We start from the raw sequence: 15,095 nt of genomic DNA on the forward strand, positions 1-15,095 counted from the left end.
ATTATTCAAATTCATGGTGATGGTTTACCGGAAAAGTATGAGTAATGGTGTTGACCTTTGACTCGCGGCTCATGCTTATCATGACGGGTAATAAGAGTATTAAAATGATGGTGGTATTTACCGCAACGAAGAACACCATGATGAGGGCGTATATCGCGAGTAAGAGGCTTTTTCTGTTGTCATTGAGACTACGGAAGCAAAAGCGAATAAACAGAAAATAACCACCAAACAATAGGGCGATACCGAGCAACCCGTATTCAATTGCGGTATCTAACACAAAGTTGTGGGTGTAGATCGCCAGTTCATCATAGTTAAAGTAACTGATCATAAAGTTGGGCAGCATCTTCGCGCCGACACCTAAAACAGGGTGCTGAAGTAAAATGTCTAACCCATTGGCAAGTAAGAGTTTTCTATGAAGATTCGATACCCAGCGGGCTTCACTTTGGTTAGCAAATAAGACGTCTTCTTGGGTTATTTCCAATGTGTCCGCTAGCGTTTCAAACCCAACGTAGAGTGTGGTTGTGACGGCAGTAAACACAATGAAGCTTAAGGCTAATAAAATCGTCCACGTGTACGTTTCATTAAGCGATTTTCTCATCAGTTTTTTTACGAGCAGCTGGTCAAAGACGAAAAGCAGACAAAAACCAAGTAGTGCTTTTCTTTCTTGCGACAACACCAGTAATACCAAAGCGACGAGCATCAAAAGGTGGAAAGCGCGAATTTTATCCCGATAAAGGTACAGTAGTGAGCAAAGTACACCGAACCCGTATTTACTTACCCCGAGTAACTTAAACCCGCTTTGATAGCCTTGAGCAAAGTGCCATAAGGCAACGAGCGTACAGATGAAAAACAGCAGATAAGTGAAATAAACCATTACCCATTCATCATCAAACACGCCATAGGCGTACATTAGGCTAAGCAAGCAGAGAATCGCCAGCCATTGCACGGTTTCTATAACTAGCGGCATTAGGGGGACGCGATTTAGCAGGCCATTTAAGAACACATACCCAGTGAACAATACGAGGAACCCCATGCAGGGATGCATGAGTTTTTCAGCTTTTCCTTCCAATACCACTAACGCTGTAAAACCAATGGACAAAAGACTTACGATGTCTGATGGTGCTAGTGCTATTCCTCCAGCACGAAACTTCATAGGAATAAAGAACAATGCTAATAGGCATGCTGCAAACCATGAGGCTCGGTGGCTCGATGGCGCGGAGCTATTTGTTGGTGCAAAGCTGCTGGTAGATTCCATAGTAACCTTCACGAAATTTATCGATGGTGTAGAGAGAGGCCCTATTGACTGAGTATTGACTTGCAGCGTCATACCGCTCAACACTTTCACACAGCTGGAGCACTTTCTGGCTCAGCTCATTTGAGTTACCAACCTGAAATAAATATTCGGCACGTCCGGTGACGTCATCCAAACCGGGTACGTCCGATGATAATACGGGTAAGCCTGCTGCCATGGCCTCAACCGCCGCCAAGCCAAAGCCTTCGACATGCGATGATTGCACGTAAATGTCCATGTCGTTCAAAAACGCTGGAACATCAGAAACTACCCCATGAAAGTGAACACGTTGCGTGACGTTGAGCTTTGTTGCCAATGCTTGCAGTGGCGATTTTTTTTCGCCATCTCCAGCAAGATGGAGCTCGTATCGTCTTGGTAAATGGACAAGTGCTTGGATAAGCGTTTCATGATCTTTATGTTGGTGAAGTCGGCCCACCATGCCAATCTTGATGACTGGTTTGTCGATCAGGTGGCTGGCGCACTTCGGCATCATAGGAAACCTTTTTAAATCAACGCCATTGTGCACCACGTGATATTTATGTTGGTAGCGAGGCATGAACTTCACCAGTTCATCTTGTACTTTTTCACTAATACTGACCGTCAAGTCGTGGCCCCAATACAAGACATATTCCATGAACTTAAACAACGGATAGTCACGTCGACGGTTGTAAGAGCAGTGCTCAGTCTGGATTCGTTTTTTACCTACCGCCAATAGCGCTAGATAAATGGAAGGGTAGAGGTGCCCGTGAACGACATGCGGCCAACGCAGCAAACAGTATTTCTCACTCAATGACAAAGTGCGCCAGTTAAAACACTCTATCCCTTGGGCGGATAGCGTTGGTAAGTAATCATTTTCATCACACAAGACCAAAATTTTGATTTCGTATTCAGGCTTATGTTCTAAAACAAGGTCGACTAAGAACTTCTGAGCACCGCCGTTCTGAGAAAGATCATTAATAATATGTAGAATCTTGGTTTTCATGATTAATTGGTCAGATATTGCTGTTTAAGGTCGGTGATTTCTGCATTTGAGAAAAAGTGCTTCGTCAATTTAGAATTCAGCATTTCTTCAACGTACTCGGGTGTAGGTTGAAATTGCGTTTTGAATTCTTTCATTAGTGGCGAGTACCATTTGTTGTCTGACTGATTTTCATAAACAACATCCACGGGGTAACCTAAAAAGCCTTCAACTGCGGAGTTAGCCTGCTTTAGCTTGTCACTTCGAATGACCAACAGTGAAAAGTTATTGTTATGGTATGTCTGATAGCCTACTTCGTGATTAAAAGGTTCGTTAAACACATCAATCCCTGTTAGTTGTTTGATCTCGTTGTCAAACCACTGCAGCGCATATTGATGATTCATGTGCTTATCAAATGCCTCTTGGAGTAATTGCGGTCGTTCGGTACGTATTGCGCTGTCATCTTTTAGATATTTGTCCGCCATCCAAAACGGAAGTGCTTGAAAGAACATTGAAACATTTCGTCCGATCGGTTCACGCACCAGCGAGATAATTCGAACTTTTTTCTTGCGCTTTAACATACGGCTCATCGCTATGCGCTTGAGTCGTCGCTTTAACGCATTGATCTGAGGTTTATGCAATTGCGCTCTCACAGGGGATATCTGTTTTTGCGCATCGACAGTCATAAGATCGTGCAAGTGAATCGAGTTAGGAATGGAATGTTCTAATGCACTCGAACCTACTTTGCCCATTTGATAGATCAATACCGGTTGTTCTTGGCTTTTCAACGTTTGGTACCAAGATGCGTTTGAGTTAGTAGGCGTATTTCTGGACATAAAGCGTTTCTCCTTCCTTAGTCTTGGCTTGTGTGATTAAGACGCCAAGAGATGGAACTGAGTGTTGTATTTGTTTAGATAACGCAAGGTTAACCAGTGATGATTTTGTCGATTCTGAGCGAATGACGGTAATCAGACCATTGGCATACTGACCAAGAATAAGTGCATCACTCACTGACAGTAGGGGCGGTGTATCGATAATGATCCGGTCATACTTATTTTGAAAATGTTCGAGCAACTTTTTAAAGCGTTCAGAAGCTAGCAGTTCCTGTGGGTTTGGCGGAATTAGGCCTGCCGGTAATACATCTAAGTTGGCTTCTTCTATATGTGTAACACAATCTTTGATTGGCGTATCCATAGTCAGGATATGCGTTAAGCCTGGGCTTGATTCAGCAATACCAAACCGTTTTGCGATGGAAGGTCGGCGTAAATCGCAGTCGATGATCAATACCTTTTCCATTTTTGAAAACGACACCGCCATATTGATACTGGTCGATGTTTTTCCTTCTTCTGGAATGGCAGAAGTAAAGGGCAATATCTTTTGCTTCGTGTTGGTTAGTCTGAGCAGAAGCGAGGTTCTGACGGAGCGGCAAGCTTCACTAAATAGCTTTTCTTCATCATCTAAATACGCGGTATAACTGACGCCGTTTTTACGCAAATTGCGTTTTTTGACCATCGGAATCACGCCTAAACACGTAACACCAAGTTTTTCCTGCACATCGGCTGTGCTTCGGATAACTTCTCGCATCGTTTCTAAGATGATGACCAGCGCACAAGCAATGGCAAAGCCAAAAAAGGTGGCAATCAGTACCAGTTTGATTCGTTGTGGTGCCACCGGGAATAGAGGAATGATGGCTTTGTCAGTAAAACGTGCAGTGACATTTTTGTAGTCGCTGGTGGCGTTGGTCTCTTTCTCACGATTTAAGAACGCTTCATAGAGTGCCTTATTGGATTCAACCTCCCGTTTTAACTGTTCGTAACGCGCTTTTTGTGACCCTAACGATTGGAAGTCGGACTTTTTGTTATCGAGTTCTGCTCGAAGCATGTCCTCTTGCGCCTTTGCAGCAAGAAGGTCTTGTTGCTTGCTGAAGGAAATGTCACGAATGAGTTGCTGGGTTCTTGATTGAATTTCAGCGAGCTGCGCTTTCGCCTGAATCATTCGGTCATGCTTGGGGCCGTAGCGCTGTGCCAGCTCAGAGAGATTTTTGGCTGCCTGAGCTTCCGATAATTTTAGGTCGCGGATCTGCGCTTGATTAGCGAATTCATCAATTGACAGCAAGCTGTCTAAACTTTGTGAGGATTTACGTTTTAACAGTTGGATTAACGTCTGCGCTTCAATGCGCTTATTGACAGCGACATTTAGCTTGCGAGTGAGTTCTTCTAGCTCATTTGCGTAAATTTCATCAATACCGTTTATATCGATCAATCCTTCTTTTAACAAGAATTCTTGCAGCGCTTGCTCAGAGTTACGTAATCGCTCCTCCAATTTTTGTGAGTTATTTGTCAACCAAGTGGCCGCATTTTGTGTAACGACCAATTTGGCTTCAAAATTTGCGTCAATGTAGGCTTGGCCGACCGCGTTGGCGATTGTTGTAGCAAGCTTAGGATCGGTAGAACGAAAGCGAATTCTGACTAATTGGGTGTTACGTACCGGCTCAATATCGAGTTTACTTCTGAAAGCTTGAAGCGCTTGATAATAGGACTCTGAAAACTGGGCGGTTTCTTTTGGGCTTGGAGCCACATTCAGTAGGTCTTGGACAAAAGGGATCGACTTTATTTGGTCGATCTTTTGATTTAATCCACCTGAGCGTGTGAACTCCGGTTGTTGAGTTAGGTTCAGCTCTCTAATGACCTTATCTGCAATATGATTCGATTTTAAAATAGCGATTTGCGTTTGAAAGTACTCTTTTTTTGTTGTGTCGACACCATATACTTCCTCGATTGAAAGGGCACTTTTTTGCTCTTCTTGGATGAGTAGCGTTGCTGTAGCTTGGTATATCGATGCTTTGGAGTAGATATACCAAGTACAAGTTAATGAAAACAGAAGCGTGAAAGCTGCGATGCTTAGCCAATTCTTTTTAATCGCTTTAAAGTGATGACCAAAACGAATCAGTTCTACTTTGTTCATCTGGAGATTATTTGGATGAGTCCCGTTCATTTGATTCCCTGTCACTTAAAAGAAGCTCTGGTCAATAAATACAATGTCACCAGGTTCAACGTTACGGTGCATACTGACACCCTCTATCGTTTGACCCGTTTTATGTTTGGTGAGGTTAATGCCTTTGCGTGAGGCTCGGTCGGTCAAGCCACCCGCTAAAGCGATGGCCTTCTCTATGGTTAACCCTGGACGGTACTCAAATCCACCTGGTTTCCTGACTTCGCCATTAACGTAAAACAGACGAAAGTTATTGATAGTGACCATCACTTTTGGGTTGATGAGATAATCGCCTTTTAAGCCCGTTTCTATTTCGTACTTGAGTTGTTTCGGTGTTTTTTTGATTGCTTTGATTCGGCCAAGGTAGGGGTAATCAAAATAGCCATCTGACGTTATTAGAATATTTTTAATCGTAAGATCTTCTTCACCATAGACCTGCACGGAAATGGTATCGCCAGTATCGAGTAAGTAATCTTCCTCGTTTGAGTCAGCGTTGACCAAAGTGCTAAATAGCAACAACGCTACACTCATGAATGTGATGAATGCCTTCATTAATAATCCTTTTTACAGAGAAAACTGTGCGCTTAAAGTCCAAATGTTCTGTTCGAAGCTATAACCTGGTCGGTTAGAGGTTTTATCTTGGTATTGCCAGTCGGCTTGCAGCTGTATCCAGCGTTTAATTTGATAATCGATACCAAAAGATAGGGTGTAGCGATCGTCGTTTCTGGTGATCCCCGTATAGTCATCTTGTTGATAAATAGCACCTAAGCGAGTTGCAAGGTAACTATTCCAATCGTGCTTGAGGTTCAGTCGATAACGAGTTTGTAGGTTGTAATCGCCATCTTGATCTGGGTTAACTGCCGCTTGAGTGGTTTTCACGCTGACTAGAGTTTGTTCTTGAGGCAGCCATTCAAAGCCGATATCCCAACTAAAGCCTTTAAATGTCTCTCGTTGAGCGCTGTCAAAATCTTTGATTTGATAACCGAGTCGAGCGATGCCTTTGGTTTTTCCTGTGACTTCCCATTCGGCACCTGTGTAATAGAAACTGGTGACGTTATCTTTGGAAGGAAGAGCAGAATTTCGGTGCTGATAGTCGGTTACTATTTGTTTTGTCCCAACCAACCAATAGGTTCTTGGCGTCGCCCTTAAATAGAATTCCAAGTGTGCATTGGGAGCTCGAAAATCGTTGTATTTCGTTTTGGCGTTTGGGCGCCCAGGTAATCCGTCACGGTAGTTTTGATAGGTTTTATCACTGTAGCCTAAACCGAATTCGAGTCTGCCTTTTGCACCGTTAGAGCCAAAGACATAATTGGTTTTGATATCGTTACGGTTGAACTCAATTGGTGAGTCGATTGCGCTACCATTACCTTCGGTAATGTCTTCCCCTCTAATTTCATGCTGGGCGCGAAAACGATAATCAACCACTAAACGATGACGATGATTGAACTCAAAAAAGTTGGAAAACTGAAAGGTATGATCGTCGAAGTCGTTGCGGTCATCGGATGAAAAACCTGCTTTCAACTTGTACAAAATATCTGCGCGATAGCGATTCCTTTCTATACGTGCTAATAAGCTTGGCTCTATACCCCAAATATTGACCGATTCTACATTGCCGGATTCCTCCGCTTTGTTGATGTTGTCATCGCCCTCGTAGAAAGTTCTTACGAGGGGAATAAACTCAATGCCAGACTCGGTTTGGTAAGCCATCGGTTCTGCGAGTAAGCCAGTTGAAAACAGACTCAATGCTATTGCCATTGTCAGTTTCTTCATAATCTCAACCTTAGTAAGCGTTAGCACCAGTGAACCCTTTGAAAACGGTCATGAAGATGATTTTGATGTCCATCCAAACCGACCAGTGGTGGATGTAATCCAAATCAAACTCGACTCTCTTTTCCATTTTTTCTAAGGTGTCTGTTTCGCCGCGATAGCCATTAATTTGCGCCCAGCCAGTAATGCCTGGTTTTACTTTGTGACGTAGCATGTAGCGGTCAACAATCTGGCGATACTCTTCATTGTGCGCCACGGCGTGAGGGCGTGGACCAACAATAGACATGGTCCCTTGCAGTACATTGATAAATTGAGGCAGTTCGTCCAAAGAGGTGCGACGCAGAAAACCACCAAAAGGCGTAATGCGTGGGTCGTTCTTTGTCGCCTGTTTCACGTGAGGGCCTTGATCCATAGTGGTCATTGAACGGAATTTCCATACTTCAATCTTGCGTCCATCGAGGCCGTAACGATGCTGTTTAAAAATGACCGGACCTTTAGAGGTCAGCTTAATGCCAATCGCAATGGTGAGCAGGACTGGAGATATCAAGGCTAAAATAATGCTCGAAAACAAGATGTCTTCAAACCGTTTTACCCAGGAAGAAATTCCAGCAAATGGCGTATCAAATACGCTGAGCGTTTGAACTTGGCCGATTTGCGCCCAACGAGAATGCAAAAGGTTATAGGTAAAGAAGTCAGGAATCAGATACGTATTTGCGGTGGTGTCTGAGAATTGGTTAAGAAGCGATGCAATACGTTCTTTTGCGTGCATTGGCATTGCGATATAGACGTAATCCACTTCCCCTTTCTTGGCTCGCTCAAGAGCGTGGTCAACTGCCCCTTTAATAGAGTAAGCAGAATTTGGCAATCTGTCGGAAGAACGCTCATCGTAAAAGCCATCAAAAAGTACACCGTGTTCAGTGTGGTTTTGAATTTCGTTAGCAAGGGTAATGCCGTGAGGAGTTTGGCCGATGATTATTGCAGTACGAGTGTTGAATCCTTTTTTTCTTAAATAGGCTAATCCGGTACGGAATGTCACTCGCCATGCCAAAAGTAGAGCGGGCGTAATCGCAAACCACAATGCCAGAATAGTGTTATCAAATAAGTCATAGACTTCCGAAAAATACAGAACAATAAAGATAAGCGCGGAAGTTACTGCCCAGGCCACACAGACAATAATCATCTGCTCTTTAAACGAACTGGTTCGCCAAGAGCGGTACAGATTGCCGCTTTCTGCCATAAATAGAAAGGAGATGCCTCCAACAAAAGCCAGTATGACGTAATCTTTCCCCATCGCAGTATTCATGTCTTTGAACACTAAAAGCAGCATAAAAGAGACGATGACAGCAAGATCTGAGATGCGATATAAAAAAGCGAACTCCATCTCGTGAGAGCGGATAAGTCCTTTTTGTTTCATGACTCAGTTTCCCTTCTTACACGCTACCGCCCTTGGGTGTCTCCCCCAATTGCCGTGTCGTGAGCGTTATTAGTAGTTGGTGAACAGAGCATTCTGTTGAATGCTTCTGAGTTTTTTGTCACGTGTAATTTCGTTGATAAGTGTAAAAATTTGCGTTGTTGAGGTAAGTGGAAATAAGAATGAAATTTAGACCTTTGGCTAAGTTTGGCGGGTTAGGAAAAAGCTGGTACTTACTCATGAGGGATGAGGAAAAGTATTAAAAATGAAGTATCAGTACAAAGACAATGGTTTATGTAAAGGTAGAAGAAACGGGTGATCTTATGGTTAACGATTAATGATTTAGTATCGAATTACTTATATTTATTAGGATAAAAAAATCCCTCTAAAGTGAGAGGGATTTATTGTGAATCAGGACGAAAGAATTATTCGACTTCTACGCCGTTTTCTTTGTATAGGCGGCGGCATGCACGACCATCACTGTGGAACAGGTGACAACGGTGTGCTGGAATACCAATCTCGATTTTATCGCCGGTATCGACTGCGAGCGTGTCAGGCTGACGGAAAATAACGTCCGCGTCCGCACCTTCTAGGTTTAGGTATACTTGAGTTTCGTTACCTAGCTTCTCAACAATCATCACTTCACCGTGAATGCTTGCATCAGCTTCAGAAGCGGATAATAGGTGCTCAGGGCGAATGCCTAAAGACATGCGGTCGCCACGGTTAACCGTCGTGCCATCCACTGGAATCCAGAAAGATACGCCATTAGATAGTTGAACTTTGACGCGCTCTGCTTCTACTTCATCAATGAATACGCTCATGAAGTTCATTTTCGGAGAACCGATAAAGCCTGCTACAAAGCGGTTTTGTGGGTAATGGTAAAGCTCAAGCGGCTTACCAACTTGCGATACATAACCGCCGTCTAGTACAACGATTTTATCTGCCATTGTCATTGCTTCTACCTGATCGTGCGTTACGTAGATCATGGTACAACCAAGTTGACGTTGTAGCTTAGTGATTTGCGCACGCATGTTTACACGCAGTGCCGCATCCAAGTTTGATAGAGGCTCATCTAGAAGGAATACATTTGGCTGCGATACCAGTGTTCGGCCAATCGCCACACGTTGACGCTGTCCACCAGAAAGTGCTTTTGGTTGGCGCTCAAGCAAGTGGCCTAGTTGTAGGATTTCTGCAGCCTGTTCAACACGTTTGTCGATTTCTGCTTTGTCTGCTTTTGCTAATTTTAAGCCAAATGACATGTTGTCATATAAGTTAAGGTGTGGGTAAAGAGCGTAAGACTGGAATACCATACCAACACCACGTTTGGATGGTTCGACGTCATTCATGCGCTGGTCACCAATATACAAATCACCTGAAGTAATGTCTTCAAGACCGGCAATACAACGTAAAAGGGTAGATTTACCACAACCTGATGGACCTACGAAAACAACAAATTCACCTTCGTTGATTGTTAGGTCTACGTTCTTAGAAATCAGTACGTCGCCATACGCTTTACAAACATTTTTTAACGTGACACTCGCCATGTAGCTCGTCCTCGATCAATTTTTTATTATTCACCGCTCATCATTATATGAATTATCTAGCGAGCAGTAACAGTAGGAATCGGTAAGTTATTGCGGTTGGTAAGAAAAGTAGGGTAGCACTTCAATAAAATGTCCTGAATAGAAGTGCTACCCATCATAGCCAAGTACGAGTTTCTCTCCCCCACATTATTCGTGTTGTCTCCCCCGTGAAATAATTACCACAAACAACACCAATAATGACATTCCACTCGTCTGGCAATGCAAAACCAGCAAATCTTTTTCCTAATACGTAGGCACTGCTGGGAAAGGGTTCTTACCATCCACTCTTGGATGACTGAAGTTTGTAAGATTGTGCGAGGTGCGACATCCTCCTAATAGAAATAATTGTAGGGGGAGTAGGTAGGGAGGAGTAAAAAAGGAGGAGGAATAAAGCAGTTGGTCGGAAATCACATTATTGCACCACCTAAAGTTGAAACCGATCACAGGAAGTATCCGTTTTGTGATTTGAGTCTCTTACCCTTGGCGATTTAGATCACGAAAATACGTCATAATTGTAAGGGCGTAGGGATTAGGAGGATGAGACATATTGGATTATTTCAGATGATATATGTCGAAATACGGCTGAACCTCAATGGACTAGCCCTACATCAAAAATATAAAAAGGATACGAACATGAAAAAGTTAAGCGCTGTAGCACTAGGTACTCTTGTTGCTTTGGGTTCTTTTGGTGCTAATGCTGCCATCGAAGAAGGACAACTTACTATCTGGATCAACGGCGACAAAGGTTACAACGGCCTTGCTGAAGTTGGTAAAAAATTCGAAGAAGACACTGGCATTAAAGTGACAGTGGCTCACCCAGATGGCCTTCAAGACAAATTCCCTCAAACTGCAGCGACTGGTGACGGTCCTGACATCGTATTCTGGGCTCACGACCGTTTCGGTGGTTACGCAGAAGCTGGCCTGCTAGCAGAAATTAAACCTTCTAAGAACATTCAAGAAGGTATTGTTGATTTCGCTTGGGATGCAGTACGTTACGACGGCAAATTGATCGGCTACCCAGTTGCGGTTGAGTCTCTATCTCTAATCTACAACAAAGACCTAGTTCCAAACCCACCGAAGTCTTGGGAAGAAGTTGCAGCGCTAGATGCAAAACTTAAAAAAGACGGCAAGTCTGCAATCATGTGGAACCTAAAAGAACCGTACTTCACTTGGCCACTAATGGCTGCTGATGGCGGCTACGCGTTCAAATACACTTCTGAAGGTTACGATGTTAAAGACGCTGGTATCGCGAAAGAAGGCGTTAAAGACGCAATGAGCTTCGTAAAAGGCTTGGTAGACAAAGGCGTGATCTCTGCAGATATGGACTACTCAGTATCTGAGTCTGCATTCAACCAAGGCAAGACAGCGATGACGATCAACGGTCCATGGTCTTGGGGCAACATCGAGAAGTCTGGCGTTAACTACGGCGTGACTACGCTACCTAAGTTCCAAGGTCAATCTTCTAAGCCATTCGTTGGTGTTCTAACGGCTGGTATCAGCACTGCGTCTCCAAACAAAGACCTAGCGGTTGAGTTCATTGAGAACTACCTACTAACAAACGACGGCCTACGTATGGTTAACAACGATAAGCCTCTAGGTGCGGTAGCGCTTAACTCGTTCCAACGTGAACTAGATTCAGATACTCGTATCGCTGCGACTATGGATAACGCGATGAACGGCGAAATTATGCCAAACATTCCTCAAATGAACGCATTCTGGGGCGCGGCTAAGAACGCAATCATCAACGTAGTTGATGGTCGTCAAACTGTCGATGCAGCATTGGCAGACGCAGAAAAACAAATGACTAAATAATTAAGTAAGACCTTTTTAAGGAGGGGGCAACTCCTCCTTACTTTTCTATATTTATTCTATATTCGCTAGCAGGTTCCCTATGCAGTCAGTTCAAGGTACAAATGCTATGACAGCACCAGAAGCCAGCCTTCCGAGCAGCAAAAAAGTGTTCATGAAATGGTCACTTTTAGGCACAGTCGGCATTATCAATGGCTACGCAACAATCCTTATGTATTCACGCGGTGAGATTGCGTTTGCACTACTTACGATCATTCTTACCGCTTTAGCGTTGTTCATCTTTGGTAGTAAAAAGACGTACGCACACCGTTACATCTACCCTGGTATCGCAGGGATGATCCTTTTCATTCTTTTCCCTCTGGCGTACACCATAGGTTTGGCGTTTACCAACTACAGCGCGAAAAACCAACTCTCTTTTGATCGTGCGCAGAGCGTACTTTTGGACAGAACTTATCAAAGTGGTGATAGCTACCCGTTCACTTTATATAAAACGGATCAAGGACATCAGCTTGTGGTTGAAAAAGATGGGGAGCTACTTGCTACGCCCACTTTTCAACTAGATAGCCTTTCAGCATCGGATCTTGACCTGTCGCCAATTGAAGAAGCTACGGGCGAGAAAGAATCAATCAAGACGATTGTTAAGAGCCGTAATACGTTGAGCAGTGTTGATTTGCATCTGCCGAGCGGTGAAGACATCCGCATGAGCGGGTTACGTAAGTTTGCGGCAGTTGTGCCTTTGTACACGCTGCAAGAAGACGGCGAAACGCTTTACAACAATCGTACTGAAGAGACGTTACGTCCAAATATGGAAGTAGGTTACTACCAACCTGTCGATGAAAACGGTCAGTTTGTTGGTAGCACAGTGTCTCCTGGCTTTGTTGTGAACATTGGCACGCACAACTTTGAGCGTGTGTGGAAAGATGATGGCATCAAAGAGCCGTTTATCAGTATCTTTATCTGGACGATTGTGTTCTCGGCACTCACCGTACTATTTACGCTTGTAATTGGTCTTGTTCTAGCAAGTGTTGTTCAGTGGGAAGCATTAAAAGGCCGCTCGGTTTACCGACTCTTACTGATTCTGCCTTATGCGGTACCGGCGTTTATTTCTATCTTGATCTTTAAAGGTTTGTTTAACCAAAGCTTTGGTGAGATCAACATGCTTCTGGAAGGTTTGTTCGGTATTAGCCCAGCTTGGTTCTCAGACCCGTTCATGGCGAAAACCATGATCCTGATTGTGAACACGTGGCTTGGTTTCCCTTACATGATGATTCTATGTATGGGTCTACTAAAAGCGATTCCTGATGATTTATATGAAGCGTCAGCAATTGATGGTGCGAACTTTATTACTAACTTTACTCGTATCACGCTACCAATGATGTTGAAGCCGTTAACACCACTGTTGATTGCGAGCTTTGCCTTCAACTTCAACAACTTCGTGCTTATCCAGTTGTTGACAGGCGGTGGTCCAAATATGATTGGTACGTCAGAACCTGCGGGTTACACAGACCTGTTGGTAAGTTACACCTACCGAATCGCATTCGAAGGTGCGGGCGGTCAAGACTTCGGTCTAGCAAGTGCAGTAGCAACACTTATCTTCCTATTGGTTGGCGCATTGGCACTTATCAACCTACGCGTAACTAAAGTAGCTCAGGACTAAGGAGAGATTACAATGGCAATGGTACAAGGTAAGTCATTAAAGTATCGTGTTTGGGCTACTCATATTGCGATGTGGGCATTCTTGGCACTGATTATTTTCCCTTTACTGATGATCATCGCGATTTCATTCCGTGAAGGTAACTTTGCAACGGGTAGCCTGATCCCAGACAACCCAACGCTTGATCACTGGAAATTGGCATTAGGTTTCTCGGTGACTAACCCAGACGGTACAGTTACACCGCCACCATTCCCAGTCATGACATGGCTGTGGAACTCAGTAAAAGTGGGTGGTATTTCTGCAATCCTAATCGTGGCGCTATCAACCACATCAGCTTATGCGTTTGCTCGTATGAAGTTCAAAGGTAAGAACACTATCCTAAAAGCGATGATGATCTTCCAAATGTTCCCTGCGGTATTGGCATTGGTTGCTCTATACGCGTTGTTCGACAAATTGGGTCAGTACATTCCTTTCCTTGGTTTGAACACGCACGGCGGCCTGATCTTCGCTTATTTAGGTGGTATCGCCCTGCACGTTTGGACGATTAAAGGCTACTTCGAAAGTATTGACTCTTCGTTAGAAGAAGCGGCGGCACTGGATGGTGCGACACCATGGCAAGCATTCCGTTTGGTATTGCTTCCATTGTCTGTGCCAATCCTAGCGGTAGTATTCATCTTGTCGTTCATCATGGTAATTGGTGAAGTTCCTGTAGCATCACTACTACTTTCTGATGTAGACTCGTACACACTTGCAGTGGGTATGCAGCAATACCTATATCCACAAAACTACTTGTGGGGTGACTTTGCTGCAGCTGCTGTACTTTCAGCAGTGCCAATCACTGCCGTATTCTTACTTGCTCAACGCTGGTTGGTTGGTGGTCTAACCGCTGGTGGTGTGAAAGGATAATCTCTTGTGGTCTGAGATTGATAAGAATAACTAGAAAAGGGCGACCACATGGTCGCCCTTATACGTAGCACGGATATTACAATTTTGGTTTGGCCGCCGATCAGTAATATCTTGGCTTTTATTGGCGTTACGCATAGCTGGCTGTTAGCTTAGTTCCTTACGATTCAATCACTAACAGTTTTTGTAACCATAACCTGAGTTTAGACTCAGGTTTTTTTATACCTGTTAAATACAGTTGTTCAATAAGCGGATAAAGATTAGCGGCTTTGCAATGGATTACACAGGGCTTGAATAATGCCCTGCGTAGCACTTCACATAAATAACCTGAGTTCAGGTATCAGTAAAATTGAGGTTGGTAAGGATTAAAACTCTCGACTGGAGGGGGCACATCCAACGTATTGAAGCAGCGTGTATAAGCTTTCTTGCTGTAGTGCGACGCGACGAAATAAATTTGCAAAGGTGACATCACCGCCAAAGCAGGTTTGAATGTAATGGTTAATTTCTGTTTCGTTATACCCCTCGACGTACATGGTTCTTACCCACTGGTACTCGACCGCTTTTAAATTGGTCAACGTCTCTTCACTTAAGGTCGTTTCTTTTAGTCTCAAGATCCAAACTCTATCCAACTCCAAAATAGTGGAAGGATTTAAGCAAAGCTAGGTGAAGGATTTATGACAGAGGAGGCCGAGTGTGAAGCAAATGGCAAAACCATGATGTTGCTCCAC

General features: G+C 43.8%; 12 protein-coding genes. 3 read left to right on the forward strand and 9 right to left on the reverse strand.

What is annotated here, in order from left to right; all coding sequences use genetic code 11:
- Position 1: 1 nt before the first annotated feature.
- From VEA_RS21580 to malK, 8 genes are all read right to left on the reverse strand, one after another.
- On the reverse strand, positions 2–1,255 hold the full coding sequence (locus VEA_RS21580) for an O-antigen ligase family protein (RefSeq protein WP_006742217.1): 1,254 nt from the start codon (positions 1,253–1,255) through the stop codon (positions 2–4).
- Positions 1,221–2,273, reverse strand: a complete 1,053-nt coding sequence (locus VEA_RS21585) for a glycosyltransferase (protein WP_006742216.1) — start codon at positions 2,271–2,273, stop codon at positions 1,221–1,223. The genes VEA_RS21580 and VEA_RS21585 overlap by 35 nt, the downstream gene beginning before the upstream one ends.
- Before the next feature lie 2 nt (positions 2,274–2,275).
- Positions 2,276–3,085: a putative capsular polysaccharide synthesis family protein gene (locus VEA_RS21590; RefSeq protein ID WP_006742215.1), complete on the reverse strand. Its 810-nt coding sequence runs from the start codon at positions 3,083–3,085 to the stop codon at positions 2,276–2,278.
- Positions 3,063–5,243: a GumC family protein gene (locus VEA_RS21595; protein ID WP_006742214.1), complete on the reverse strand. Its 2,181-nt coding sequence runs from the start codon at positions 5,241–5,243 to the stop codon at positions 3,063–3,065. The genes VEA_RS21590 and VEA_RS21595 overlap by 23 nt, the downstream gene beginning before the upstream one ends.
- A gap of 15 nt (positions 5,244–5,258) precedes the next feature.
- Positions 5,259–5,792, reverse strand: a complete 534-nt coding sequence (locus tag VEA_RS21600; protein ID WP_005392485.1) for a polysaccharide biosynthesis/export family protein — start codon at positions 5,790–5,792, stop codon at positions 5,259–5,261.
- 12 nt (positions 5,793–5,804) lie between these two features.
- A complete protein-coding gene (locus tag VEA_RS21605; protein WP_006742213.1) occupies positions 5,805–7,010 on the reverse strand; it encodes an outer membrane beta-barrel protein in 1,206 nt (401 codons plus the stop codon).
- 10 nt (positions 7,011–7,020) lie between these two features.
- On the reverse strand, positions 7,021–8,421 hold the full coding sequence (locus VEA_RS21610) for an undecaprenyl-phosphate glucose phosphotransferase (RefSeq protein ID WP_006742212.1): 1,401 nt from the start codon (positions 8,419–8,421) through the stop codon (positions 7,021–7,023).
- A gap of 422 nt (positions 8,422–8,843) precedes the next feature.
- Positions 8,844–9,962: a maltose/maltodextrin ABC transporter ATP-binding protein MalK gene (gene malK, locus VEA_RS21615; RefSeq protein ID WP_005375271.1), complete on the reverse strand. Its 1,119-nt coding sequence runs from the start codon at positions 9,960–9,962 to the stop codon at positions 8,844–8,846.
- Positions 9,963–10,634: 672 nt separating this feature from the next.
- Here malK and malE point away from each other — a divergent pair.
- The 3 genes from malE (at position 10,635) to malG (ending at position 14,370) form a co-directional block, all read left to right on the forward strand.
- Positions 10,635–11,813, forward strand: a complete 1,179-nt coding sequence (gene malE, locus VEA_RS21620; RefSeq protein ID WP_005375272.1) for a maltose/maltodextrin ABC transporter substrate-binding protein MalE — start codon at positions 10,635–10,637, stop codon at positions 11,811–11,813.
- A gap of 79 nt (positions 11,814–11,892) precedes the next feature.
- Entirely contained in the window at positions 11,893–13,467 is a 1,575-nt protein-coding gene (gene malF / locus VEA_RS21625; RefSeq protein WP_031780258.1) for a maltose ABC transporter permease MalF, read from the forward strand.
- A gap of 12 nt (positions 13,468–13,479) precedes the next feature.
- On the forward strand, positions 13,480–14,370 hold the full coding sequence (malG, locus tag VEA_RS21630; RefSeq protein WP_005375275.1) for a maltose ABC transporter permease MalG: 891 nt from the start codon (positions 13,480–13,482) through the stop codon (positions 14,368–14,370).
- Positions 14,371–14,732: 362 nt separating this feature from the next.
- On the opposite strand, the gene VEA_RS21635 is transcribed toward malG, so the two are convergent.
- Positions 14,733–14,978, reverse strand: coding sequence for a hypothetical protein (locus VEA_RS21635; RefSeq protein ID WP_005375277.1), 246 nt, complete (start codon positions 14,976–14,978; stop codon positions 14,733–14,735).
- Positions 14,979–15,095 lie beyond the last annotated feature (117 nt).

It is taken from the genome of Vibrio antiquarius, assembly GCF_000024825.1.
Taxonomy (GTDB): Bacteria; Pseudomonadota; Gammaproteobacteria; order Enterobacterales; family Vibrionaceae; genus Vibrio; species Vibrio diabolicus.

Bases quoted from the DNA above. Each gene is read 5' to 3' on its own strand.
- VEA_RS21580 (WP_006742217.1), bottom strand. From the start codon at position 1,255: ATGGAATCTACCAGCAGCTTTGCACCAACAAATAGCTCCGCGCCATCG.
- VEA_RS21585 (WP_006742216.1), bottom strand. From the start codon at position 2,273: ATGAAAACCAAGATTCTACATATTATTAATGATCTTTCTCAGAACGGC.
- VEA_RS21590 (WP_006742215.1), bottom strand. From the start codon at position 3,085: ATGTCCAGAAATACGCCTACTAACTCAAACGCATCTTGGTACCAAACG.
- VEA_RS21595 (WP_006742214.1), bottom strand. From the start codon at position 5,243: ATGAACGGGACTCATCCAAATAATCTCCAGATGAACAAAGTAGAACTG.
- VEA_RS21600 (WP_005392485.1), bottom strand. From the start codon at position 5,792: ATGAAGGCATTCATCACATTCATGAGTGTAGCGTTGTTGCTATTTAGC.
- VEA_RS21605 (WP_006742213.1), bottom strand. From the start codon at position 7,010: ATGAAGAAACTGACAATGGCAATAGCATTGAGTCTGTTTTCAACTGGC.
- VEA_RS21610 (WP_006742212.1), bottom strand. From the start codon at position 8,421: ATGAAACAAAAAGGACTTATCCGCTCTCACGAGATGGAGTTCGCTTTT.
- malK (WP_005375271.1), bottom strand. From the start codon at position 9,962: ATGGCGAGTGTCACGTTAAAAAATGTTTGTAAAGCGTATGGCGACGTA.
- malE (WP_005375272.1), top strand. From the start codon at position 10,635: ATGAAAAAGTTAAGCGCTGTAGCACTAGGTACTCTTGTTGCTTTGGGT.
- malF (WP_031780258.1), top strand. From the start codon at position 11,893: ATGCAGTCAGTTCAAGGTACAAATGCTATGACAGCACCAGAAGCCAGC.
- malG (WP_005375275.1), top strand. From the start codon at position 13,480: ATGGCAATGGTACAAGGTAAGTCATTAAAGTATCGTGTTTGGGCTACT.